The 21,638-nt window shown below is 68.0% G+C and carries 19 protein-coding genes; 6 read left to right on the forward strand and 13 right to left on the reverse strand.

Annotated features, from left to right (window positions below):
- Positions 1 to 226: 226 nt before the first annotated feature.
- Positions 227 to 460: a hypothetical protein gene (locus ACFE7U_RS02200; RefSeq protein WP_375408092.1), complete on the forward strand. Its 234-nt coding sequence runs from the start codon at positions 227 to 229 to the stop codon at positions 458 to 460.
- A gap of 82 nt (positions 461 to 542) precedes the next feature.
- On the opposite strand, the gene ACFE7U_RS02205 is transcribed toward ACFE7U_RS02200, so the two are convergent.
- From ACFE7U_RS02205 to ACFE7U_RS02240, 8 genes are all read right to left on the reverse strand, one after another.
- A complete protein-coding gene (locus tag ACFE7U_RS02205; RefSeq protein ID WP_375408093.1) occupies positions 543 to 1,940 on the reverse strand; it encodes an NAD(P)(+) transhydrogenase (Re/Si-specific) subunit beta in 1,398 nt (465 codons plus the stop codon).
- Between the two features lie 4 nt (positions 1,941 to 1,944).
- Complete coding sequence (locus ACFE7U_RS02210) at positions 1,945 to 2,394, reverse strand: NAD(P) transhydrogenase subunit alpha (protein ID WP_375408094.1); 450 nt, start codon at positions 2,392 to 2,394, stop codon at positions 1,945 to 1,947.
- 18 nt (positions 2,395 to 2,412) lie between these two features.
- On the reverse strand, positions 2,413 to 3,552 hold the full coding sequence (locus tag ACFE7U_RS02215; RefSeq protein ID WP_375408095.1) for a Re/Si-specific NAD(P)(+) transhydrogenase subunit alpha: 1,140 nt from the start codon (positions 3,550 to 3,552) through the stop codon (positions 2,413 to 2,415).
- A gap of 52 nt (positions 3,553 to 3,604) precedes the next feature.
- Positions 3,605 to 3,898, reverse strand: coding sequence for an aa3-type cytochrome c oxidase subunit IV (locus ACFE7U_RS02220; protein WP_375408096.1), 294 nt, complete (start codon positions 3,896 to 3,898; stop codon positions 3,605 to 3,607).
- Positions 3,899 to 4,038: 140 nt separating this feature from the next.
- Positions 4,039 to 5,409: an ABC1 kinase family protein gene (locus ACFE7U_RS02225; protein WP_375408097.1), complete on the reverse strand. Its 1,371-nt coding sequence runs from the start codon at positions 5,407 to 5,409 to the stop codon at positions 4,039 to 4,041.
- 90 nt (positions 5,410 to 5,499) lie between these two features.
- On the reverse strand, positions 5,500 to 5,898 hold the full coding sequence (locus ACFE7U_RS02230; protein ID WP_375408098.1) for a type II toxin-antitoxin system death-on-curing family toxin: 399 nt from the start codon (positions 5,896 to 5,898) through the stop codon (positions 5,500 to 5,502).
- Positions 5,895 to 6,119, reverse strand: a complete 225-nt coding sequence (locus tag ACFE7U_RS02235) for an AbrB/MazE/SpoVT family DNA-binding domain-containing protein (protein ID WP_375408099.1) — start codon at positions 6,117 to 6,119, stop codon at positions 5,895 to 5,897. Before ACFE7U_RS02235 ends, ACFE7U_RS02230 begins: the two co-directional genes overlap by 4 nt.
- A 60-nt stretch (positions 6,120 to 6,179) precedes the next feature.
- On the reverse strand, positions 6,180 to 8,054 hold the full coding sequence (locus tag ACFE7U_RS02240) for a M3 family oligoendopeptidase (RefSeq protein WP_375408100.1): 1,875 nt from the start codon (positions 8,052 to 8,054) through the stop codon (positions 6,180 to 6,182).
- Between the two features lie 331 nt (positions 8,055 to 8,385).
- On the opposite strand from ACFE7U_RS02240, the gene ACFE7U_RS02245 reads away from it, so the two are divergent.
- Positions 8,386 to 9,879, forward strand: coding sequence for a sigma-54-dependent transcriptional regulator (locus ACFE7U_RS02245; RefSeq protein WP_375408101.1), 1,494 nt, complete (start codon positions 8,386 to 8,388; stop codon positions 9,877 to 9,879).
- Between the two features lie 124 nt (positions 9,880 to 10,003).
- Positions 10,004 to 11,986: a murein L,D-transpeptidase gene (locus ACFE7U_RS02250; RefSeq protein ID WP_375408102.1), complete on the forward strand. Its 1,983-nt coding sequence runs from the start codon at positions 10,004 to 10,006 to the stop codon at positions 11,984 to 11,986.
- A gap of 665 nt (positions 11,987 to 12,651) precedes the next feature.
- Here the strand turns inward: ACFE7U_RS02250 and ACFE7U_RS02255 are convergent.
- Both ACFE7U_RS02255 and ACFE7U_RS02260 read right to left on the reverse strand, forming a co-directional pair.
- Complete coding sequence (locus ACFE7U_RS02255; RefSeq protein ID WP_375408103.1) at positions 12,652 to 13,272, reverse strand: hypothetical protein; 621 nt, start codon at positions 13,270 to 13,272, stop codon at positions 12,652 to 12,654.
- Between the two features lie 319 nt (positions 13,273 to 13,591).
- Complete coding sequence (locus ACFE7U_RS02260; RefSeq protein ID WP_375408104.1) at positions 13,592 to 15,661, reverse strand: M3 family metallopeptidase; 2,070 nt, start codon at positions 15,659 to 15,661, stop codon at positions 13,592 to 13,594.
- A gap of 132 nt (positions 15,662 to 15,793) precedes the next feature.
- Here ACFE7U_RS02260 and ACFE7U_RS02265 point away from each other — a divergent pair, with 132 nt between their 5' ends.
- Both ACFE7U_RS02265 and ACFE7U_RS02270 read left to right on the forward strand, forming a co-directional pair.
- Positions 15,794 to 16,687: an extensin family protein gene (locus tag ACFE7U_RS02265; RefSeq protein WP_375408105.1), complete on the forward strand. Its 894-nt coding sequence runs from the start codon at positions 15,794 to 15,796 to the stop codon at positions 16,685 to 16,687.
- Positions 16,688 to 16,835: 148 nt separating this feature from the next.
- The gene (locus ACFE7U_RS02270) at positions 16,836 to 18,050 is read left to right on the forward strand and encodes a L,D-transpeptidase family protein (RefSeq protein WP_375408106.1); all 1,215 of its coding nucleotides are present in this window, start codon (positions 16,836 to 16,838) and stop codon (positions 18,048 to 18,050) included.
- A 15-nt stretch (positions 18,051 to 18,065) separates the two neighbouring features.
- On the opposite strand, the gene ACFE7U_RS02275 is transcribed toward ACFE7U_RS02270, so the two are convergent.
- Genes ACFE7U_RS02275 through ACFE7U_RS02285 form a run of 3 tightly spaced genes read right to left on the reverse strand, consistent with a single transcriptional unit; the run spans position 18,066 to position 20,885 of the window.
- Positions 18,066 to 18,791, reverse strand: a complete 726-nt coding sequence (locus ACFE7U_RS02275) for an ABC transporter permease (RefSeq protein ID WP_375408134.1) — start codon at positions 18,789 to 18,791, stop codon at positions 18,066 to 18,068.
- Between the two features lie 19 nt (positions 18,792 to 18,810).
- Positions 18,811 to 19,917, reverse strand: a complete 1,107-nt coding sequence (locus tag ACFE7U_RS02280) for an ABC transporter permease (protein WP_375408135.1) — start codon at positions 19,915 to 19,917, stop codon at positions 18,811 to 18,813.
- 56 nt (positions 19,918 to 19,973) lie between these two features.
- The gene (locus ACFE7U_RS02285; protein ID WP_375408107.1) at positions 19,974 to 20,885 is read right to left on the reverse strand and encodes a glycine betaine ABC transporter substrate-binding protein; all 912 of its coding nucleotides are present in this window, start codon (positions 20,883 to 20,885) and stop codon (positions 19,974 to 19,976) included.
- Positions 20,886 to 21,226: 341 nt separating this feature from the next.
- Between ACFE7U_RS02285 and ACFE7U_RS02290 the strand changes: the two genes are divergently transcribed.
- Positions 21,227 to 21,616 (forward strand): response regulator, encoded by a 390-nt coding sequence (locus ACFE7U_RS02290; RefSeq protein WP_375408108.1) that lies wholly within the window; start codon positions 21,227 to 21,229, stop codon positions 21,614 to 21,616.
- Positions 21,617 to 21,638: the final 22 nt, after the last annotated feature.

The raw sequence follows: 21,638 nt of genomic DNA on the forward strand, positions 1-21,638 counted from the left end.
CATGTCGACGGCCGTGCTCTTCGTCCAGCCGAGCAGCCCGGCGTAGAACGCAAAGGCGGCCTGCCAGTCGCGCGCGTGGAGTTCGTGCCAGCCGACATGGCCGGGCGTACCGAGCGCCGGCATCTCGGGCGGGGCGCCCTCGGCCGCGGAAGAGGACGAAGACGGCGCCCTGCGAGTCGGCGGCGACGGCAAAGCGGCCGATACCAGGGATGTCTGCGGGCGCGCGATGGATCGCACCACGCTGACGGCCGCCCTCAAGCCTCTCGAACGAGGAGGCCTCGTGGCGATCGCGATCGACGACAAGGACAGGCGAAGCCGGCGTCTCGTGCTGACGGATCGGGGCCGCAGCACCCTGGTCGAGGCGGTGCCGATCGGGAACCGCGCGCACGATGCGAACGAGGCGAGGCTGGACGGGCTCGACCCGTCGGCGTTGCGAACATCTCTGCGCGCTCAGGAGTGAGGCCCGGAGACGACGGCGGGGTCGGCGATGACGCCGACCCCGGTTCAGTCTGGATGAGTGGAGCGGATGTTCCGCCCGCGTCTCAGAGGTTCTTGAGGATCGAGTCGACGACCTTCTTGGCGTCGCCGAACAGCATCATGGTGTTGTCGCGGAAGAACACCTCGTTCTCGACGCCCGCATACCCTGAGCCCATGCCGCGCTTGATGAAAAGCACGGTCTTGGCCCGCTCCACGTCGAGGATCGGCATGCCGTAGATCGGCGAGGCCTTGTCGGTCTTCGCGGCGGGGTTGGTGACGTCGTTGGCGCCGATCACGAAGGCAACGTCGGCCTGCGGGAACTCGCCGTTGATGTCTTCCAACTCGTAGACCTCGTCGTAGGGGACGTTGGCTTCGGCGAGCAGCACGTTCATGTGGCCGGGCATGCGACCTGCCACCGGGTGGATGGCGTACTTCACGTCCACGCCCTCCTTCTTGAGCAGGTCCGCCATCTCGCGCAAGCTATGCTGGGCCTGGGCCACCGCCATGCCGTAGCCAGGCACGATGATCACGCGCTCGGCGTTCTTCATGATGTAGGCGGCATCGTCCGCAGAGCCCTGCTTCACCGGCCTGGTCTCGACAGCGCCCGCCGGGCCAGCTGCGGCGTCACCGCCGAAGCCGCCGAGGATGACCGAGATGAACGACCGGTTCATCGCCTTGCACATGATGTAGGACAGGATCGCACCCGACGAGCCGACGAGCGCACCCGTGATGATCAGCGCGAGATTGCCCAGCGTGAAGCCGATGCCGGCCGCAGCCCATCCCGAGTAGGAGTTCAGCATCGAGACGACGACGGGCATGTCGGCGCCACCGATCGGGACGATGAGAAGCCCACCGAGCACGAAGGACAGGATCACGATCAGCCAGAAGAGCAGCTTGCTCTCGGTGCCGATGAACATGGCGATGAGGCCGACCAGCGCGATGGCCAGCGCGATGTTGATGGCATGGCGCTGGGGCAGGATGATCGGCTTGCCCGACATCCGCCCGGAGAGCTTGGCGAAGGCGATGACCGAGCCCGTGAAGGTGATGGCGCCGATGGCGACGCCGAGTGCCATCTCGAACAGGGACTCCTTGTGGATGTGGCCGTTCTCGAGGATCCCGACCGCCTGGGGCGCATAGAGGGTACCCGCTGCGCCGGCCACGGCCGCGAGGCCGACCAGGGAGTGGAAGGCCGCCACGAGCTCAGGCATCGCCGTCATCGGCACGCGCTTGGCGATCACCGCACCGGCGCCGCCACCGATAACGAGGCCGAGGATCACGATCGCCCAGGCGCCCGCCCCTGCCGGCGGATGGCCGACCAGGGTCGTGACGACGGCCAGCCCCATGCCGATCATGCCATAGAGGTTGCCCTGGCGCGACGTGGTCGGGTGCGAGAGCCCCCGCAGCGCCATGATGAACAGGACGCCGGCAACGATATAGAGGAGACTCGAGACGTTCTGGGACATCGTCTCAAGCCTTCTTCTTATACATGCCGAGCATGCGTTGGGTGACGAGGAACCCGCCGAAGATGTTCACGCTGGCAAAGACGATGCCGAGGAACCCGAAAAAGCGGGCCCAACCGGTGCCGTGCTCGATGAGCGGCACGCCGGCGGCGAGGATGGCGCCGACGATGATCACCGAGGAGATCGCGTTGGTCACCGACATCAGGGGCGTGTGCAGGGCCGGAGTCACGGACCAGACGACGTAGTAGCCGACGAGGATCGCCAGCACGAAGATCGCGAGCTGGAAGACGACCGGGTCGACAGCGCCGTGGGTCACGGCGGAGAGGCCTTGGCCGAGGCTGTCGGCGATGGTCTGCGCCTGGTCGGCATTCGCTTTCGCGATGTCGGCCGCGGTACGGGCGGCGGCGGCGGCGGCGCGTGCCTGCTCGGCCGCCAGTTCGGGTGGAAGCGTGGCCATCTTGGTCCTCCGGCGGGATCAGGCTTTGGGCTGGAAGGCGGCGTGGACCACCTGGCCGTCACGGGTCAGGTTCGTGGCCTTGACGAGCTCGTCGTCCCACTTGATCGCCAGTGTCTTGGCCTCCTTGTCGACCAGCGTCTCGACGAAGGCGTAGAGGTTGCGTGCGTAGAGGTTCGACGCTGTGGCGGCGAGCCGGCCTGGCACGTTGAGGTGGCCGACGATCTTGGCACCGTTGCCCGTCACGACGATCTCGCCGGGCTTGGCGCCCTCGACGTTGCCGCCGCGCTCCACCGCGAGATCGACCAGCACCGAGCCCGGTTTCATCGAGGCGACCATCGCCTCGGAAATCAGCTTGGGTGCGGGCCGGCCGGGGATCAGCGCCGTGGTGATGACGATGTCCTGCTTGGCGATGTGGGTCGCCACGAGCTCGGCCTGCTTCTTCTGGTACTCGGCCGACATCTCCTTGGCGTAGCCGCCCGAGGTTTCGGCCTGCTTGAACTCGTCGTCCTCGACAGCGACGAACTTGGCCCCGAGCGACTCCACCTGTTCCTTGGTGGCGGGCCGCACGTCGGTGGCGGTGACGACAGCGCCCATGCGGCGCGCGGTTGCGATGGCCTGCAGGCCGGCGACGCCGACGCCCATCACGAAGACGCGGGCGGCGGGCACGGTGCCGGCGGCCGTCATCATCATCGGCATGGCGCGGCCGTACTCGGAGGCACCGTCGATCACGGCCCGGTAGCCGGCGAGGTTGGCCTGGCTCGAGAGCACATCCATGACCTGAGCGCGGGTGATGCGGGGCATCAACTCCATGGCGAAGGAGGTGACGCCGGCTTCGGCCATGGCCTTGAGCGCGTCCTCGTTGCCGTAGGGGTCCATGATCGCCACGACGGTCGCACCGCTCTTGTAGACGCCGAGTTCGTCGGCGGCGGGGCGGCGCACCTTCAAGATCAGGTCGGCGTCGCGGGCCGCCTCCTCTGCGGAGGCCGCCATGGTGGCGCCGGCCGCCTCGTACTCGCCGTCCGGCACGCCGGCCTTGGTGCCGGCACCGGACTGGACGACGACGTCGGCGCCGAGCGCCTTGAACTTCTTCACCGTCTCGGGGACCGCCGCGACTCGCGGCTCCGCAGAATCCGTCTCAGACAGGACAGCGACGCGCATTCAACGATTCCCCACGGAACGGACCGATGTGATGGCCGGCAAGAAGGCGGCTTCAGGCGAAGGCGAGGTACAGGGCAAGGAGGATGCCCACGACGAGGGGGCCCTTCCAGCCGATCGCCGGAGAGAGGGCGCCGACCGCACCCGCGGCGCCCGAAAGGAACACGCCGAAGATCGCCATCAGCCATGCTTCACGAATGCCGCCAACCGCCAGAGCAAGAACCCAGCAGAGCACCACGACGGTGCCGATTTCCACGAAACGGACGAAGCCACGATAGGTCTGTTCGTGCGTTTTGTCGTCCATCGCCGGGCTGTAGCCATAACCGGGCGTGGTCTTCGTATCGGCCATCGTGTGGTCGTCCCCGTGACGTCGTCTTGATTGGTTCCAAGGGGATCTAGCGCAAGCCAAAGCGGCCCGCAATCGAGTTGCGGGCCGATGGAATCCATTCAACGGTTTTCGCAGGGGACGCGATGGAGGCCGCTGATCCGTCAGACGGGTTCCGGCAACCCCGCGACGGCGAGGGCCTGACTCTGACGGGCCGACAGTTCGTCCAGTGAGAACCGCTCGATCTCTGCCTCGAACAGCCGGTGATAATTCAGCTCCGACCGGAGGTGCAGGAAGACGGCGCCCAGCCCAACGGCGGCCCGGTCCATGAAGACGAATTCCTGGGGCACGGTGACCGGCCCCCGTGCTTTGAGCGCCTGGTGGACCTCGAAGGCCTGGCGGCGGCCGTAATCCCCCGGCTTGACGCCGTCGGCGACCGTACGGGTGCGGTCTTCGAGGAGCGGCCCATAGATGAAGCCGGCCCAGATGTTCAGGATGTCGATCAGCTCCCGGTTGAGATTCTTGAAGCCCCAGGTCTCGTAGGCGTGGACGATGCGTGCCTGATCGTTGGTGAGGAGCCCGCGATAGAGGTCGACCACGCCACCGACGAAGCGCGGGTGGAAGATGCGGACGCAGCCGTAGTCGAGAAGATTGATGCCGCTCGGCTCACCCCCCTCCGAGAAGACGGTGTAGTTGCCCAAATGCGGGTCGCCATGGATGACGGCGGCGCGGCTGAACGGGTGCCACCACGCCTTGAACATCGACTGCGCGAGGTGGTTTCGGATCTCGATCGAGGATTCCGAGAAACTCAGGATCCTCTCGCCTTCGAGCCAGCCCAGGGTGAGCAGGCGCTTCGTCGAGAGGTCCTGATGGATCGCCGGCACCCGCACGACGTCGATGTCGCGCAGGACGTTCCCGTAGAGGACGGCGTGCTTGGCCTCGCGCTCGTAGTCGAGCTCCTCGCGCACCCTCGCGCCGATCTCCTTGGCGATCTCGCGGGTGTCGAGCCAGGAACTGATGCGCCGATGCAGGGCGAAGGCGACCTCGAGCTGGGTCAAGTCGGCCTCCACGGCCGACTGCATGTCCGGATACTGGAGCTTGCAGGCGTAGGGCGTCCCGTCGAGACCCACGGCCTTGTGGACCTGCCCCAGAGAGGCTGCGGCCGCGGGCTTGAGGTCGAAGCTCGTAAAGCGCGACTGCCAGTCCGGACCGAGCTCCGCCATCATGCGACGCTTGACGAAGGCCGCCCCCATCGGCGGTGCATCGGCCTGGAGCTTCTGCAGCTCGGCGGCGTATTCGGGCGGCAGCAGGTCCGGCACCGTGGCCAGAAGCTGCGCCACCTTCATGATCGGCCCCTTGAGGCCGCCGAGCGCCTGGGCCAACGCCGCCGCGTTGGTCGGCGTCTCGCCGCCCTTGGCACCGAACAGCTTGGCGCCGGCCATGCGCGCCGCCACCCCGCCGACATTGGCGCCGACGCGGGCGTAGCGGCTGGCGCGTGCGGAGAAGCGATTGGCTTCGCTGTCGTGGTCGGCCATCAAGGGGAGATCCGCTGAGCAGTGTGGGTGACCTCGACATAAGCCGAGATCGACCCGATGCCAGGGCGATGAGGCCGCGGGTCGCGGGCTTCAGGCGGCCGGCCAGTTGTCGCGAATCCAGCGGGCAAGGCCGGTTTCGTCGACCTCGCCGGCGGCGAGGCCTCGGATCATCACTACGGCTTCGGCTTCTTCGACCACGAGATCGACCTCGTTGAGACCGAGGAATGTAATCAATGCCAGAAGAGCCGCACGCTTGTTGCCATCAATGGACGGATGGTTCTTCGCGATCCCGAAGGCGTAGGCGGCAGCCAATTCGGCCAGATCGACGTCTCCATGAGCCGCCCGGTTCATCGGGCGGCCGAGAGCGGATTCAAGCGCGCCCTCGTCGCGAACGCCCGTTGGGCCGCCGAAGAGCTTGAGCTGGTGCGCGTGAATGGCTTGGACGAGGTCGCTCGTCAGCCAAACGACCTCGCCCTGTTGTTCGCTCACTTGGCGAGTTCGGACAGGGCGTTGCGATACGTCTTCATCGCCTTCTCGGCGATCTTCATGCCTTTCTCGAAGGTCGGATCGTAGGGCGATAATCGGACCGAGCCATCGGTACTCTCGGTCACGTAGAGCCAATCCCCTTGGGCGAGATTGAGTTTGCTCATCAACTCCCGAGGCAGGATGAGCCCGGTGGAGTTTCCGATCTTCTTCACTTCGAGCTTCATGGTAGCGGCCTTGCGTTGTACGTTCCGTACAACGCAAGGCCGTTCGGCGCAAAGGGCGCGTCAGCCCTCCATGGTCTCGAGTTCCTCGATCATCCCCTCGATCATGGTGAGCCCGATCTGCCAGAAAGCCGGGTCGCGGGCGTCGAGGCCGAAGGGGGCCAACAACTCGCCGTAGGGCTTCGAGCCGCCGGCCGAGAGCAGGGTGAAGTAGCGCTCGACGAACCCGGTCTCGGCCGTGGCGTAGACCCCGTAGAGGGAGTTCACGAGGCAGTCGCCGAAGGCGTAGGCGTAGACGTAGAACGGCGAGTGGATGAAGTGCGGGATGTAGGCCCAGAACGGCTCGTAGCTCGGGTCGAGGGCGATGGCGGGCCCTAAGCTCTCCGCCTGCACGGAGATCCAGAGCGCGTTGATCTGCTCCGCGGTGAGCTCGCCCTCCGCCCGGGCGAGGTGAACCTTGCGCTCGAACGAGTAGAACGCGATCTGGCGCACCACCGTGTTGATCATGTCCTCGACCTTGGCCGCCAGCATCGCGCGCTTCTGGCTCGGGTCTGTGATGCCGGCGAGCAGGCGGCGGAAGGTCAGCATCTCGCCGAACACGCTCGCGGTCTCGGCCAGCGTCAGGGGTGTCGGGGCCATCAGGGCGCCGTTCGGGCCGGCCAGGACCTGGTGCACGCCGTGGCCGAGTTCGTGCGCCAGGGTCATCACATCCCGCGGCTTGCCCTGGTAGTTCACGAGGACATAGGGGTGCGCCGAGGGCACCGTCGGGTGCGCGAAGGCGCCCGGCGCCTTGCCGGGCCGGGTCGGGGCATCAATCCAGCGCCCATCGAAGAAGCTCCTGGCGATGTCGGCCATCCGTGGCGAGAAGGCCCCGTAGGCGTCGAGCACGGTGTCGCGGGCCTCCGCCCAGGAGATGGTGCGCTGCTCGACGCGGGGCAGCGGTGCGTTGCGGTCCCAGTAGGGCATCGCCTCGACGCCGAACCAGCGTGCCTTGAGCCGGTAGTAGCGGTGCGAGAGGCGCGGATAGGCCGCCTGAACGGCCTCCACCATCGCGGCCACGACTTCGGGCTCGACCCGGTTGGCGAGATGGCGCGCGTCGGCCACGTCGGAGAACCCGCGCCAGCGGTCGGAGATCTCCTTGTCCTTGGCCAGCGTATTGGTGATCAGCGTGAAGGTCCGCAGGTTTGCGCGGAACACCTCGCTGAGCGCGCCCGCCGCCGCCTTCCGGATTTCTCCGTCGGAATCCTGGAGCCGGTTGAGCGTCGGTTCGAGGGTCAGCTGCTCACCCTGGACGGGAAAGCGCAAGCTCGCGATGGTGCCGTCGAAGAGCCGGTTCCAGGCGGCCCGCCCGGTGACGGACTTCTCCAGGAACAGCTTCTCGGTGCGGTCGTCGAGCTGGAACGCCTTCTCCCGGCGCAGGTCCTCGATCCAGGGCTGGTAATGGCTCAGGGGGCCATCGGTCATGGCCCGGTCCATCACCGCGTCCTCGACCCGGTTGAGTTCGAGGGTGAAGAACAGGAGGTCGCCCGAGGCCTTGGTCAGGCGCTCCTGGGTGTCGCCGTAGAACTTCTCCCGCCGCTCGTCGGTGGTGTCGCCGGAATAGACGAGGCCGGCAAAGGACATCAGCCGGCCGAGGAGATCCTCGATTCCCTCGTAGGCCCTCACGGCCTCCCCGAGCCGAGCGGAGGCATCGCCGGAGGCGGCGATCGCCGCGACCTCGCCCGCATAGCGGGCCGAGAAGTCCCGGCATTCCGCCTCGGCGCGGGCGAGGTCGGCGCGGAAGTCCGACGAGTCGATGCCGGAATACAGGTCCGAGAGATCCCATTCCGGCAGGGCGCCCAGATCCACCGCCAGGGCCGCCGCCCGGGCCGCACTTCCGCCTTCGGTCTGTCGCGTCGGGCTCGAGAGGACGGTCTTCGCGACGGATCGGATCGACATGATGTTTCAACATCCCCATGCGGCGCGGAGCGCCGCCGCTTCGTTCGGTGACGTGCCACCGTTCCTGCGCTGATATCGAGCGCGACGGCCCCGCGATCAACCGAGCAATCGTCATCCATCGCCAGGGGCAACCCGTCGCAGCGAGGCCGATGGAGGATCGCCGGGGCCGAGCACGGATAACCGCCATCGTCGTTAAGCGCAGCTTTACGCTCTTGCTGCACGCTACGGCTCGAAACGAAACAACGGCCGGTCGGCGTCGCAGGTACATCCCGCAAGGGTCGTCCGGGGATGCGGCCGCCTTCCTCGCCTCACGGACCCGGGGTCTCATCGTATGTCGACAACCGTCCTCATCGTCGACGACGATCCCGTGCAGCGTCGCCTCGCGGAGGCCATGGTGCGCCGTCTCGGATTCGACGCGAAAGTGGCCGAGGGCGGCGAGCAGGCGCTCGAGATGCTCCGCGCAGGTGATTCGATCGACGTCCTCCTCCTCGACCTCGTCATGCCCGGCGGCCTCGACGGCCTCGGCGTCATGGCCGAGCTGCGCAAGGCCGGGATCGATACGCCGGTCATCGTGCAGACCGCCAACGGCTCGATCGATGCCGTCGTCACCGCCATGCGGGCGGGGGCCACCGATTTCGTCGTCAAGCCGGCCGGCGCCGAACGGCTCCAGGTCTCGATCAAGAACGCTCTGAAGGTCGACCAGCTCGAGGAGGAGGTGCGGCGCATGCGCCGGCGAGCCTCCGGCTCGTTGAGCTTCAAGGACCTCGCCTCGAAGAGCCCCGACATGGACCGGGTGACGCGGCTGGCCGAGCGCGCCGCGAAATCCAACATCCCCGTCCTCATCGAGGGCGAATCGGGAGTGGGCAAGGAGGTCCTCGCCCGCGCGATCCAGGGCTCCGGCGAGCGGCGCGGCAAGTCGTTCGTCACCGTCAATTGCGGGGCGATCCCCGACAACCTGGTCGAGTCGACTCTGTTCGGCCATGAGAAGGGCGCCTTCACGGGCGCCACCGAGCGCCATACCGGCAAGTTCGTCGAGGCCTCGGGCGGGACGCTGTTCCTCGACGAGATCGGCGAATTGCCCCTCGACGCCCAGGTGAAGCTTCTGCGCGCCCTGCAGGAGGGTGAGGTCGACCCCGTCGGTGCCAAGCGCAGCGTGCGTGTCGACATCCGCCTCATCTCGGCGACGAACCGCTCGCTCCTCGACCTCGTCAAGCAGGGGCGTTTTCGCGAGGACCTCTACTACCGGCTCAACGTCTTCCCGATGACCCTGCCTCCCCTGCGGGCGCGCCGCGAGGACATCCCGGATCTGGTGCGCTCGTTCTGCGCGCGCTTCGCCGCGGAAGAGGGCAAGCGGATCCGGTCCGTGACCCCGGAGGCGCTGGCGCTGCTGAGCCGCTATGGATGGCCCGGCAACGTCCGCCAGCTCGAGAACGCCCTGTTCCGCGCGGTCGTGCTCGCCGACAGCGATGAGCTCACCGTGGCCGAGTTCCCCCAGATCGCCGCGCAGGTCGAGGGTTTCGACGTCCGCATCCCGGCCGCTCCCCATCAGCCGATGGTCCGTCCTGGGATGCCCGAGCCGGTGCGCGAGATCGTCCGGGTCGAGGTGCGCGATCCGCACGCCATGTCTCTCGTGCTCGACGAGACCGGCGAGATGAAGACCATGGACGTGATCGAGAGCGAGGCGATCCGCTTTGCGTTGCAATTCTATCGCGGTCGCATGTCGGAGGTGTCGCGCCGGCTCGGCATCGGGCGTTCGACCCTGTATCGCAAGCTCAAGGACCTCGGCCTCGATGCCGAGGACAAGCAGGACGAGGCCGCGGCCTGAGCCGCGACCGAGCGCGCTTGGGACACCATCGATTGAGGTCCGTGCCGTTGCGCACGGCCGCGCTTGGTACGATGATCTTTAACCTGGGACGGGCCGGACGGCTCGTTGCCGAGGAGTTGCAACCATGAGCGCTGCCAATGGCGCTTCGCGCTCCGCCTCCGTCGCCCTGGCCACCGCTCTGGCGGCCTACGTCGGACATGCGGCCTTCACGGTGCCCGCCGCCTACGCACAGGCCGCGATCCCGGGCGAGGCGTCGAGCGCTGCGATCCAGCTAGCGGACCCTGTCCCGGCCGAGATCGACGAAGAGGCGGCGGGCATGCAGTCCAAGTCGGACGTTGCCAAGCCGAACGTTGCCAAGCCGGACGTTGCCAGCGAGACGGCGGGCGCGGCTCAGGCGACCGCGCCCCTTGCTCCGCCATCCGATCCGCTCGGCGCGGCCGTCGCCGCGCGGCTGACCGATCCGGCCCCGCTTCTCGCGAGGCTGACCACGAAGGATCGCGAGGCGATGCAGGCCTTCTACGCGCTCGGCGCGTTCAAGCCCGTCTGGATCGTCGAGGGCGCGTTCACCCCTGCGGCGAAGGCCGTGATCGCGCGCCTGGCGCAGGCCGGCGAGGACGGGCTCGATCCCTCGGCCTATCCGGTCCCCGTCCTGGGCACTGCCAAGCTGACCGACGCCGAGGTCGCCCAGGCCGACCTGAAGCTCTCCTCGGCCGTGGCCCTCTATGCGCGCGACGCCCGCGGCGGTCGCATCAATCTCGCGGGGCTGTCGCGCCTCGTCACCCCGACCCTCGATCTGCCCGGGGCGGACGCCGTACTCGGGCGCCTCGCGTCCGGTGGTCCGGAAGCCGGGGGTCTCCTGCAGCGCTTCAATCCCGACCAACCCGGCTACCGCGCCCTCAAGGCCCGCCTCGCCACGATCCGCGACCGCAGCCAGCCGGCTTCCGCGACCCTGAACCTGCCGGCCGGTCCGGTGCTGAAGCTCGGCATGCGCGATCCTCGGGTGCCGCTGATCCGGAACCATTTCGACCTCGAGACCCGTTCCGCCGGAACGCTTGATGCGTCGCCCGGCGAGCCCGAGGCCTACGACCAGGGCGTCGCCGCCGCAGTCATCGCATTCCAGAAGAAGCGCGGCCTGGCGCCGACCGGCACGCTCACCGCGCAGACGGTCGTGGCACTGGCCATGCCCGCGGTCGCGCCCCGCGGCAGTGCCGACGAGGCCGCGCTGATCGTGAACATGGAGCGCTGGCGCTGGCTGCCCTCGGAGCTCGGGCCGGACTACGTCATGGTCAACATCCCCGAGTTCCGGCTGCGGGTGGTCCGGGACGGGCGCTCGCGCGACGAGGCGCGAGTGATCGTGGGCAAGACCGAGTCGCCGACCCCGATCTTCTCCGGCCTGATGGAATACGCGGTCGTCAATCCGTCGTGGAACGTCCCGCCCTCGATCCTGAAGAACGAGTTCCTACCCGCGCTCGCCCGCGATCCGGGCTACGCCGCCAGGCGGGGCTATCAGGTCTCGTACAACGGCAAGACCGTTTCGGTCCGCCAGCCGCCGGGCGAGCGCAATGCGCTCGGCTTCATCAAGTTCATGTTTCCTAACAACCATGCGGTCTACCTGCACGACACGCCGAACCGGTCGTTGTTCTCGGCGTCCCACCGCGCGTTGAGCCATGGCTGCGTGCGGGTCGACGACCCCTTCCGCTTCGCCGATTCCGTCCTGCCGACCGAATGGTCGAGCGAGCGTCTGAAGAAGCTCATCGGGAAAGGTGAGCGCACGGTCCGCTTGTCCCAGAAGCTCCCGGTCCACCTCGCCTATTTCACGGCCGTCCTGGACGAAGGCGGAGCCTACCGGACGTTCCCCGACCTGTATGGATACGACGCCCGGATGAGGACCGCCCTTGGTCTCGGCTCCACCGGGGGAGCGATGGTGAGCGTCTCCGCGGAACCTCAGAGACGTGCGAGCCAGGTCGTCAGGCCGCCGGCCGGTCCTCCTGCGGCCCGGCGTCCGAACGCGGCGTCCGTAAGGGTCGATGCCGATCGGGCACCCTCGGATTTCGGCGAGCCAGGCCTCTGGACGCCCTCCCCGTCCCGACCTCGTGCTTGGTGGTGAGCGTTCGCGCCGGGGAGGCGTCCTTCGCACCGCGACGATAACCGCCGTGCGAACGCTCCCGCGTCGCGATCCTTCCTGGGGCGTGTCCGGAGTCTGAGACCTCGCGCGGGTTCGATGCAGGCCGCTCTGGGCGTCGTCCCGCCGTGCGAAATGCCGTTGCGGTTGGCCTTGGCCGACGATTCACTCGGCTCCCGGATCACTTGGCTCCGGGACAAGAGATGGACCGGCCGGTCGGGTGGCGACCCAGCATCGCGCGTCAAATCACCATTAAGGGGTGTGTGCCTACGCACTGCGAACACTTGTCGGGACTGCAAGAACGAATAAGTCGTAAAGACCAAAAAAGATTCTGGAACTTATCGCCGCCGTCCCCATTATTCACCACAGTCGTGTTTGCGTCCCTCTCCGCACAGTTTTTCGTGGCCCCTGGCCCGGTGACCGTCATGCCCGTTTTCGACGCAAAAAATCTCGGCTCCGACAAGAGCGGCTTCGCACTCCTTGCGGCCATTCTCCATCCGACGCGCGAGGCTCAGACCCGCGCCTTGACTCATGGCCGTTGCAGGGCCGAGCGCTCGGCCACCATGGCAGATCCCCTCACGATGGAAAGCCGGTTTCCTCAACGGCCAGCCGAGATCGAGTCCGCCGTTCCGAACCAGTGATCGTCGGCGCTACCAGTCCTGAGGCGTGATGAGTCCGTCCTTGGTGACGACGACCCACATCCGGCCGCGGCGTTCGATCGATTCCGCCCGGCCTACGCCTGGGACCAGGTCCCCCCGGGCGACCTCCACGAGGCGTCGCTTGCGATCCTCCAGCACCGCGATTCCGTCATAGACCTCACGGACTGCCCAGTTCGCGATGGCGGCTGGTTTTTGTTTCACGTCCGCCGCTGCTTTCGCCTCGGCGATGGAGCCAGTCTGGACGGGATCCGGAAGGGCCGGTTTCGCGGCCTGCGGCGCGGACGCCGGTGGGACGATGGCTTGCGGCGCGGTCCGCTTCTCGATCAGTGTCGCCAGGGACGATAGGCGGGCCACCTGCTCGCGATCCGCTACGTCCTGCTTTTCTGCGAATGCGACGAGCTTCGTGGCCAGCGTCTGCTCCATCCGCGTCACGCGCTGGGTAAGTTCGGTGCGGGTGGCCTTGGCGTCCTCGGCGATCCTTTCGCCCGATTTGACGATGGTCCCGGTCAAGCGCCCGATCTCTCCCGAGATACGCGCCGTCTCGGCCCGCCCGGCATCCACATCGGCTTTGAGCTGCGAGAGCGTGGACGTGGCCATGTCGCTGCCCGACATGATCAGACCGGCGCTCCCGGCTCCGATGACCAGACCGAGGCTGAGTGCGGCGCCCCCGACGATCGCCGCGCGGGCATCGACGGCGCCGAGCAGCTTGCGCCGCAGGGCGCTCACCGGTTTCGCGTCCGAAGGCGCTTTCTCCGATCCGGAATTGGAGGACCCGGAGACCGCCTGCTTCAGCAAGTCGGCCGCCGAAAGGGCGGCATCCTTGGAGCCGGACGGGGGCCGTGCCGCAGCGATGATGTCCGTCATGACCGTTGGTCCCGATAATCCAGGCCACGATCGTTAAGGACGTTTCTTTACCGAAGGGTTACCATGATCAGGCTGCGAGCCCCCGCTTGCGGAGCAGCGGGTCGATGCTCGGAAGCCGTCCTCGGAACGCTGTGTAGGCCTCCTTCGGGTCGCGCAGATTACCGGCCCCGTAGACGTAGGTGCGCAGCCGCGACGCGGTCTCGGGATGGAAGATGTCGCCGGCCTCGCGGAAGGCATCGAAGGCATCGGCGTCGAGCACCTCCGACCACAGGTAGCTGTAATAGCCGGCCGCATAGCCGTCCCCGGAGAAGATGTGCGCGAAATGCGGGCTCCGGTGCCGCATCGAGATCTCCGCCGGCATGGCGATGCGCTCCAGGGCGTCCGCCTCGAAAGCGAGCACGTCGAGCCCGTCCTCGCCCGCGCTCGACAGGTGCAGCGTCATGTCGACGATCGCCGAGGCCGTGTACTCCACGGTGGAGAAGCCCTGGTTGAACGTACGGGCTGCGAGCAGGCGCTTGAGCAGATCCTCGGGCATCGGCTCGCCCGTGAGGTAGTGCCGGGCGTGCTCGCGCAGGACCTGCGGTTGCTCGAACCAGTGCTCGTAGAGCTGCGAGGGCAGTTCCACGAAATCGCCGGGTACGGCAGTGCCGGCGAGCATCGGGTAGGTCACGTCGGAGAGGAGCCCGTGCAGGGCATGGCCGAACTCGTGGAACAGTGTGCGGGCATCGTCGAAGGACAGGAGCGTCGGCTCACCGACGGGTGCCTTGGCGAAATTCATCACGTTGACGATGATCGGCTTCACGTCGGCGGTGAGGCGTTCCTGCGAGCGGAAGGCGCTCATCCAGGCGCCGCTGCGCTTCGAGGCGCGTGCGAAGTAATCGCCGATGAAGACGCCGACCTGCGATCCGTCGGCGTTCTGCACGCTCCAGGCGCGGATGTCGGGATGGTAGCGCGGAAAATCCTCCAACTCCTCGAACCTCAGCCCGAACAGCTTTGAGGCGGTGTCGAAGGCGGCGGCGATGACACCGTCGAGCGACAGGTACGGCTTGATCTCGCCCTCGTCGAGGTCGTGCTCGGCCCGTCGCAGCTTCTCCGCGTAGTGGCGCCAATCGTGCCGGGCCAGTGCGAAGTTTCCGCCTTCCGCCTGGACCAGGGCTTGGAGCCGGTCGCGCTCGGCGGCGGCGCGGCGGTGGGCGGGCGTCCAGACGTTGCGCAGCAGATCCATCGCCGCGTCGGGCGTCGCCGCCATGGTGTCGGCGAGCTTGAAATGCGCGAAGCTCTCGAAGCCGAGGAGCCGCGCCCGTTCGGCCCGCAGGGCGACGATTTCGGCGATGACCGTGCGGTTGTCGTGATCGCCCCCATTCTCGCCGCGGCGGATCCAGGCTTCGTAGGCCCGTTCGCGCAGATCGCGGCGGGTCGAGAAGACGAGGAACGGCTCGATCAGCGAGCGCGACAGGGTAATGACGTGGCCGTGCTCGCCGCCGCGCTCCTTGGCGGCACTGGCGGCGGCCGAGCGCAGGAAGTCCGGCAGACCGGCGAGGTCGTCCTCGCCGTCGAGCGGGAGGGCAAAGCCGCTCTCGTCGGCGAGCAGGTTCTGGCTGAAGCGCGTGCCGAGTTCGGCCATGCGCACGCTGATCTCCGCCATCCTGGCCTTGGCCTCCGGTGCAAGGTCGGCGCCGGCCCGGCGGAAGCGGATGCGGTAGCGGTCGAGCACGCGACGCTCTTCGCCGCCCAGGCCCTCGGCCTCGGCGTCCACGGCCGAGATCCGAGCCCAAAGGTCGGGGTTGAGGTAGATCGCGCTGCCGTGACGGGCGAGCCGGGGCGTGATCGCGCGCTCGACCGCCTGCAGATCCGGATTGGTGTGGCTGCCGCTGAGATTGAAGAACACGGACGCGACGCGGTCGAGGTCCTGGCCGGCCCGCTCCATCGCCGCCACCGTGTTGGCGAAGCAAGGCGCCTCCGTGTCGCCCGCAATGGCCGCGATCTCGCCGTCATGCGTGTCGAGCGCCTGCTCGAAGGCCGGGAGGAAATGCGCGGGCGCGATCCGCTCAAAGGGAGGCAGGCCGTAGGGCGTATCCCAAGTGGTCTCCGCAAAGGGGCCGGTCGCCGTTTCGGAACGGGTGGTGCTCGTGGTCATTGTCGTCCTTGCTGGGTCGTTCGTTGCGCGGATGGTAGAGGGCACCGGAGGCCTAAGCAAAGCGATCCTCACGACGCAGGCCGTTCGACGCCGGCGCTTCAAGACCAGTGATGCCGGGAGCACCAGGGCGCCATGTCTTCCCAACGACCGCCCGTCGCCGCCCGGCGTCCCGACCGCCTTCCCGAACGACTTGCCCAGCTGCTGATGGCCGTCCTGCCGGCGCTCGCCCTGCTTTCGCCGTCGCTGCTCCTGGCGCAGGACAAGCCCTCCCTTCCGCCCGCCGGCCTGCCGACGCCTCCGGCCCGGCCGGTGGAACTGACGCCGGCTCAGGGGCCGTCACCTGCTGTCGCTGCGCCTGCTCCGACTCCTCCTGAACGACCGACGGAGCTTGCGCCATCGCCCTCTCCTCCCCCGGCCGCCGAGATGCCGTCGCCGCCGCAACGTCCCCCGGAACTCAGCGGTGAGGCAATCCTCGCCCTCAAGGTGCAACCGCCCGACGACACAGCGTGCCGGGGGCGGCTCACGAGCCTCGGTGCGACGTTCGAGGCGCTGCCACCCATCGTCCTCGGCCAGTGCGGAGCCGAGAGACCCCTGAAGCTCTCCAGCCTCAAGGGCGTCGCCATCGAGCCAGCGGCGACGGTCGTGTGCGGCGCAGCCGAGGCCTTGGCCCGCTGGACGACGGAGGTTCAGTTCGCGTCCGAGCGGGACCTCGGGCAACCGCTCACCAGCCTGTCGGTGGGAAGCTACGAGTGCCGCGGCCAGAACCACAGCACCGATGCCAAGCTCAGCGAGCATGCACTCGCCAATGCCATTGACGTGATGGGCTATGGCTTTTCCAACCGCGCGCCGATCCGCGTCGGCGCCTCTGCGGCGGGAACGCCGGAGGCGTCGTTCCAGGCAGTGGTGCAGGCCAAGGCCTGCGGCTTCTTCCGAACGGTCCTCGGCCCCGGCTCGGACGCCGCCCATGCGAACCATCTCCATCTCGACGAGCGCGAGCGGAATGCCGGGCATCGCCTCTGCCAATAGGGACCGAACCTCGCAGGGATATTGACCGTGGCCGGACATGGAACACCGGACGGCGTCGCGCCTTGATGGCTCGGGCGCCGCGATGATCTTTGCGGTTGCATTCCGTGGGAGCGAATCGGTGATGGGCAGGTCTGGGGTACGTGCGTTGGTGGTCCTTCTGGCCTTGGCCGCCGCATGCGGACCCGGCCTGGCCGAGGGACGCAAGGCGAAGGCCGGCAAGGAGGAGGCGAAGGAGAGCGTGGCGGCGAAGGCGCCCCTGACTCGGGACGCGGTCAACGCCGCGACCTTCGGGCCTTCGGCGGCCGGCGAGACCAAGCAATCCGCGAAATCCAAATCCGCGCAATCCAAGACGTCCAAGGCCAATGGGAAAAGGCCGGATGCTCTCCTGCTCAAAGCCCAGGTGCTGCTCGGCCGGATGCATTTCTCGCCCGGTGCGATCGACGGGCGCGACGGCGAAAATTTTCGCGGTGCGCTCTCGGCCTTCGCGGTGGCGCAGGGGCTGCCGGCGACCACGGCCCTGAACCAGGAGGTTTTCGACAGGCTCCAGGCCTCCGGCATCGATCCGGTCATCGTCGACTACACCATCACGAAGGCCGATACCGCGGGGCCGTTCGTCGAGAAGATCCCGGCCAAGATGGAGGAACAGGCCTCGCTCGAAGCGATGGGCTACACCGATGTGCGCGAGATGCTCGCCGAGCGCTTCCACATGTCCCGCGACCTGCTCGGCGCCCTCAATCCCGACGCCGCCTTCGACAAGCCGGGCACCGTGATCGCAGTCGCGGCGGTGCCGGCAATGGAGCGCGGCAAGCCCAAGGCCGAGGCGAAGGCTCGGGCCAAGGGGAAGGCCAAGGACGGTGACAAGGAAGAGGCCAGGAAGGACGACGCCAAGAAGGACGAGAACAAAGGCGACGGCAAGGTCGAGACCAAGAGCGACGATACCCCAAAGAAGGTGACCCGCATCGAGGTCGACAAATCCTCGCGGCAGGTCCGCGCCTTCGATAGCGAAGGCAAACTGCGCGCCTTCTATCCGGCCTCGATCGGAAGCGAGGAGAAGCCCGCTCCCTCCGGCAGTGCCAAGGTCGAAGCCGTGGCCTACGAGCCGACCTACACCTACGACCCGAAATATGCCTTCAAAGGCGTGAAGGCGAAAGAGAAGTTCACGCTCAAGCCCGGCCCCAACAACCCGGTCGGCCTCGTCTGGATCGACCTCTCGATCCCCTCCTACGGGATCCACGGCACGCCCGAGCCCGAGAAGGTCGGCAAGACCGAATCGCATGGCTGTATCCGGCTCACCAACTGGGATGCCCGCGAACTGGCAGGATCCCTCGAGCGTGGCGCGACGGTCGAGTTCAAGGATGAATGACGGACCCAGCGCGCCTCATCGCCGCCAGAGCCCAGCGACCGTCAGCATCGCGGCGTCGCACAGGAAGGCCAGTGCCGCCGTGGCGCAGGCCCCCTGCATGAGGGGAAGGATATTCTGGTTCTGCAGGCCGGAGATGATCGGGGTGCCGAGGGTCGAGGCTCCGGCGAGGGCCCCGACGGCGCCGGTGGCGACCGCCAGGACGAGACCGGTGCGAAGGGCGTCGAGAATGCCGGGCGCCGCAAGCGGCAGCTCGACCTGGCGAAGGACCTGGGACGCGCTGAGCCCGATCGCCTTGCCGGCCTCGCGGGCATCGCGGGAGACGCCCTCGATCGCAGCGACGGTGCCGCGCAGCACGGGCATGATGCCGTAGGCGACGAGCGCCAGCAGCGTCGGCGGGCCGCCGAAGCCGAGCACCGGCATCGACAGGGCCACCACCACCACCGGCGGTATGCCCTGCGCGACCGCCGCCAGCGTATCGATGCCGTGCCGGAGGGGAGCCATACCCTCCCGCGTCGCCAGGATGCCGAAGCCGATCCCGAGCACGGCCATGATGGCGAGACCTGTCAGGGCGATCGCGAGGTGGTCGCCGGCCAGCGCGAGGAGCCGATCCGTGCCAACGGGGCGAAGCGGCGCCTCCCCGATGGCGACCACCACGTGCGCGGCAACGTCCGGATGGCTGAGGACGGCCAAGACTATCCCGGCGAGCGCGAAGCCGATGGCGGATCGCAGGCGTCGGGGCATCATCGGCGACGCTTCGGGCTCATGCGCTCCACCATGTGCGGGCCTTCGCTTCGAGGGCGCTCAAGGCGGTCTCGGCGACGAGCGATAGGGCCACGATGGGCAGGGCGCCGAGCAGGATCAGATCGGGCGCGAACTGTGCCATGCCGTCGAAGACGATGCGGCCGAGACCGCCGGCGCCGACCAGGGCTCCCAGGGTCGCCAATCCGAGGCTCTGCACCGCCGCTACCCGCAGAGCGCCGATCAGGACGGGGGCGCCCAGCGGTAGACGCACGCGCATCAGCACCTGGGTCCGACTCAGGCCCATGGCCTTGGCCGCGTCGAGGATCGCGGCGTCGGTGCCACCGAGACCGGCGGCGAGGCCACGCCAGAGCGGCAGCAGCAGGTAGGCCGCGATCCCGATCAGCGCCGGCCCCGGTCCGAGGGCGCTGAACCCGGCCTCGCGCATTGCCGGAACCGCCTTCAGCAGTGCCGAGGCCATCGCGACCAGCGCTCCGAACAGGGCCACTGCCGGCACGACCTGAATGCCGCTGACCGCGATCTCGACGATGCCCTGGCCTCGTCGCCAGAGCGAGGCCGCGACAGCGAGGAGGATGGCGAGGGCGAGCGCGCCGCCCGCGAGGATGAGGTGTTGGAGAACGGCCTCGGCAACCAGTGCCCGCCGGGCTTGAAACTCGACCGCGAGGGACAGATGGTCGAAGAATCCGGTGCGGCCGGCGAAGAGCAAGGCCACGCCCAGAACGATCGCGACAGCGATCCCGAGGCCGCCGACACGGCAGTCCCGGATCGCCCACACCGTCCCGGTGCCGAGCACCACAAGGGTGATCCAGGCGCCTGAGGCGAGGCTGGCCCGCATGGCCCCCAGCCCGGCGGCCAAGAGGTCCTCCGCACCCTCGCCAAGCCCGACCAGCAGGAAAAGCAATCCCGAGCCGATCAGGACGAGTGCCGCCACTGCCGTCGCGCGCCGTCTGCCGATCAGCAGGAGGAGCCCGGTCGACCCGCTCCCGGCGACGAGGTGAACGGTCTTGCCGATCGCTCCCGCGCCATGGGCCGGCACGCCGATGGCGAGCCGGTTGGCGGCGACCGCCAGCAGAGGGAAGCCATACAGTCCCATCAGCAGCAGGAGCACGAGCGCCAAGGAGGCAGCAGCCTGCCACGCGAGTCGCGAGACAACCGTCGTCCGCTTCACCCGATGAGCCCGCGAAGGCGCAGGTAGCGCTCGGCCACCGCCTCCGGCGGCTCTCCCTCCACGGAAACGCCGGCGTTCAGCCCACGCAGCGTCGCGGCGTCGAGGCCCTTGAACAAGGCGGCCAGCGTCGGGCGGATGCGTGGATCTCGTTCGAGGCTGGCTGCCCGGATGACGGGAGCGACCTCGTAGACGATCTGCGCACCCTTCGGATCGCCCATCACAACCAGATCCAGGGCCGAGAGGGCGCCATCGGTGCCGTAGACCATGCCGGCATTGACCCCGCTGATTCCCTGGGCGGCCGCCCTCGCCGTCATGGCCGTGTCGCCGCCAGGCAGGCTGATGATGCGATCGTGCGGCATGTGGAAATCATAGGCCGCCTCGAAGGCCGGAAGGGCGGCCGGACTCTCCACGAATTCCGTGGACGCGGCGAGCCGGATCAGCCCGCGCCGGACCGCGCCCGCGAAGTCGGCCATGGTGGCTAGACCCTCGCGCCGGGCGAGATCGCCCTGCACCGCGATCAGCCAGGTGTTGTTGGCCGGTGCCCGATCGAGCCACACGAGGCCGCGCCCCGCGTCGGTCCGGGCGATGGTATCGAATGCACTCTGCGAGGTCCGCCAGATCGGATCCGCCTCGGTGCCGGTGAAATAGGCGCCGTTGCCGGTATATTCGGGATAGACGTCGACATCTCCCGAGAGCAGCGCGGAGCGCACGATCAGTGTCGGGCCGAGGCCGAGCCGGCGCACCACCGGGAGGCCGAGATGTTCCAGCATGAGCGCGATCATGGCGCCGGTCAGCGCGCCTTCCGTATCGGACTTCGAGGCGACGACGAGGGCACGCGCGGCCAGCGCGGGCCGGCTCGACGTCACCGCAAAGAACGCGAGACCCCCCTTGGACCTGAGACCCGCCATAGACCCAAGACCTGCGAGGCAGGCGCGCCGGTCCAGGGATCGTCCAAACCGTTTCGACTCCACGCTCCTGTCAGACCTCGCTCGGACGATGACTGTATGGTTTCATACACTGTGTCGCGTGGATGTATCACTTCGTTACATCACTTCGTATCCACCCATTCCAAGGATGGGGAAAAGCTTGACACCGTGCGTCGATCGGGCGACGGCTCCAGTCCGTCCTGCCGGCAACATACGTCGCGAGTACGGACAGCGGCATGGGTTTGCCGCCGGTCGGCTCGCGGCTCGGTGATCCGCAGGAATACGTTCCGACGAGGAACGGATCGAAGGGAAGACACCGCGGCGTGAATGCTGAAGCGAACGACGACCTGCTGAACGGAGCCCGGGTGCTGGTCGTCGAGGACGAGGCAGCGATCTCGATGCTTCTGGAGGACATGCTGCTCGACTTCGGCTGCATCGTGGTCGGCCCGGCGGCACGCCTGGCCACGGCCCTTGAGATGGCCGAGGCCGAGGCCTTCGATGTCGCCATCCTCGACGTCAACGTCGCCGGCGAGCCGATCTATCCTGTCGCCGAGGCGATCGTGCGGCGCGCGATGCCGCTGGTGTTCTCCACGGGCTACGGCGGAGCCGGCATCCGCGAGCCGTTCCGGGAGTGCCCGGTCGTGCAGAAGCCTTTCAGTCAGGCCGATCTCAAGCGTACCCTGATCGCCGCCATGGCGGCCGCCCGCAAGTAGCGCCCGGTCCGTCACGCTCCTC

Origin of the sequence: uncultured Methylobacterium sp. (assembly GCF_964251405.1) — a bacterium.
GTDB lineage: Bacteria > Pseudomonadota > Alphaproteobacteria > Rhizobiales > Beijerinckiaceae > Methylobacterium.

Bases quoted from the DNA above. Each gene is read 5' to 3' on its own strand.
- ACFE7U_RS02265 (WP_375408105.1), top strand. From the start codon at position 15,794: ATGTCTTCCCAACGACCGCCCGTCGCCGCCCGGCGTCCCGACCGCCTT.
- ACFE7U_RS02240 (WP_375408100.1), bottom strand. From the start codon at position 8,054: ATGTCGATCCGATCCGTCGCGAAGACCGTCCTCTCGAGCCCGACGCGA.
- ACFE7U_RS02200 (WP_375408092.1), top strand. From the start codon at position 227: ATGGATCGCACCACGCTGACGGCCGCCCTCAAGCCTCTCGAACGAGGA.
- ACFE7U_RS02260 (WP_375408104.1), bottom strand. From the start codon at position 15,661: ATGACCACGAGCACCACCCGTTCCGAAACGGCGACCGGCCCCTTTGCG.
- ACFE7U_RS02215 (WP_375408095.1), bottom strand. From the start codon at position 3,552: ATGCGCGTCGCTGTCCTGTCTGAGACGGATTCTGCGGAGCCGCGAGTC.
- ACFE7U_RS02205 (WP_375408093.1), bottom strand. From the start codon at position 1,940: ATGTCCCAGAACGTCTCGAGTCTCCTCTATATCGTTGCCGGCGTCCTG.
- ACFE7U_RS02220 (WP_375408096.1), bottom strand. From the start codon at position 3,898: ATGGCCGATACGAAGACCACGCCCGGTTATGGCTACAGCCCGGCGATG.
- ACFE7U_RS02245 (WP_375408101.1), top strand. From the start codon at position 8,386: ATGTCGACAACCGTCCTCATCGTCGACGACGATCCCGTGCAGCGTCGC.
- ACFE7U_RS02255 (WP_375408103.1), bottom strand. From the start codon at position 13,272: ATGTCGGGCAGCGACATGGCCACGTCCACGCTCTCGCAGCTCAAAGCC.
- ACFE7U_RS02225 (WP_375408097.1), bottom strand. From the start codon at position 5,409: ATGGCCGACCACGACAGCGAAGCCAATCGCTTCTCCGCACGCGCCAGC.
- ACFE7U_RS02275 (WP_375408134.1), bottom strand. From the start codon at position 18,791: ATGCCCCGACGCCTGCGATCCGCCATCGGCTTCGCGCTCGCCGGGATA.
- ACFE7U_RS02285 (WP_375408107.1), bottom strand. From the start codon at position 20,885: ATGGCGGGTCTCAGGTCCAAGGGGGGTCTCGCGTTCTTTGCGGTGACG.
- ACFE7U_RS02210 (WP_375408094.1), bottom strand. From the start codon at position 2,394: ATGGCCACGCTTCCACCCGAACTGGCGGCCGAGCAGGCACGCGCCGCC.
- ACFE7U_RS02235 (WP_375408099.1), bottom strand. From the start codon at position 6,119: ATGAAGCTCGAAGTGAAGAAGATCGGAAACTCCACCGGGCTCATCCTG.
- ACFE7U_RS02250 (WP_375408102.1), top strand. From the start codon at position 10,004: ATGAGCGCTGCCAATGGCGCTTCGCGCTCCGCCTCCGTCGCCCTGGCC.